This is a genomic window from Roseateles sp. P5_B10, from assembly GCF_056400485.1.
This window is the reverse complement of record NZ_JBFULE010001129.1, coordinates 1-1,332: the sequence shown is the minus strand read 5'-3', so window position 1 is coordinate 1,332 and position 1,332 is coordinate 1. Positions and strand designations below refer to the sequence as shown.

The 1,332-nt window shown below is 67.7% G+C and carries 1 protein-coding gene; it reads right to left on the bottom strand.

Translation table 11 applies throughout. The annotated features are described in order from the left end of the window. On the bottom strand, positions 1-1,235 hold a 1,235-nt coding region (locus AC1DU6_RS31445; RefSeq protein ID WP_477862083.1), incomplete at its 3' end, for a glycoside hydrolase family 1 protein. Positions 1,236-1,332: the final 97 nt, after the last annotated feature.

Sequence of the window (1,332 nt, the reverse complement as noted above, 5' to 3'; positions counted from 1 at the left end):
GGCTCGTCGTTGTAGCCGCAGCCGTTCTCGGTGATGTACAGCGAAGCGTGGCCGTACAGCTCATGGCAGAAACGGGTGGCCCAATAGATGGCCTGGGGCACCAGGTTGAGCCAGAGGCTGTCGGCGCGCGGGTAGTTGGCCGGCAGCGGCACGGCCTCCCAGGCGGCGCCATCCTTGCCGGCGCGCACGTACGTGGCGGTGTAGATGTTCAGGCCCAGGTGGTCGGTGGGCAGGCTGATGAGCTCGAAGTCACCGGGCAGCACCTGCGGGGCATCGCTGCCCACGCGGGCCAGATAGTCGGCCGGGTAGTGGCCGGCGTGCATGGCGCCCAGCACGTGCGCGTTCTTCTCCAGGAACCAGGCCTTGGCCGCGGCGATGTCGGCCGGTGTCTCGGTGACGGGCACGCAGACATCGCAGTTGTCGGTCAGGCCGACCACGGCGCCTGCGCCGCCGAACTCGCGCACCGCGCGCACGCCGTGGCCGTGGCACAGCAGCGCGTGGTGGAAGGTCTGGTTGACGACGGCCGCGCTCTCCTTGCGCCCCGGTGCCTTGGTGCCATAGCCGTAGGCCAGTTGCGTGAAGCAGCGGATCTCGTTCATCGTGATCCAGTGCTTCACTTCACCAGCGAAGGCCTTGACGACCGTGTCGGCGTAGCGGCCGAAGGCGTCGACCGTCACGCGCGACGTCCAGCCGCCGCGGTCTTCCAGCGCCTGCGGCAGGTCCCAGTGGAAGAGCGTCACCCAGGGCTCGATGCCGTGCTTCTTCATGCTGGCGAAGAGGCGGTGATAGAAGTCCAGGCCGGCCTGGTTCAGCGCACCGTCGCCGTTCGGATAGATGCGCGGCCAGGCCAGCGACAGGCGGTAGTTCTTGACGCCCAACGACGCCATCAGCGCGAAGTCGTCATCGAAGCGGTTGTAGTGATCGCAGGCGACGTCCAGGGTGTCGTCGTCATGCACCTTGCCGGGCGTGCGGCAGAAGCGGTCCCAGATGGACTCGCCCTTGCCATCGGTGAAGGCGGCGCCCTCGATCTGGGGTGCGGCGGCGGCAACACCGAAGACGAAGTCGGCGGGGAAGGGGCTGGAGTAGGTCAGCATCGCGCTGTTGCGCGCCTCGCTGCTCAAGGCACTTCCGGGTGTCGCGGCGGTACCTTTGATGAAGGGGGCGTTCCCGGTGTGGCGGGCAGTCGCGGGCGCGACCGGAACGAAGTCGGGCAGCAATGGGAGAGCGTGGGTCATGGCAGGGCGTCGGCCTGTTGTTTTAACGAGGCCGTTCAGCCGCAGAAGCGGTTGACCAGGTTCTCGAAGACTTCCTGGCGGCCGGACACGGGCGCCA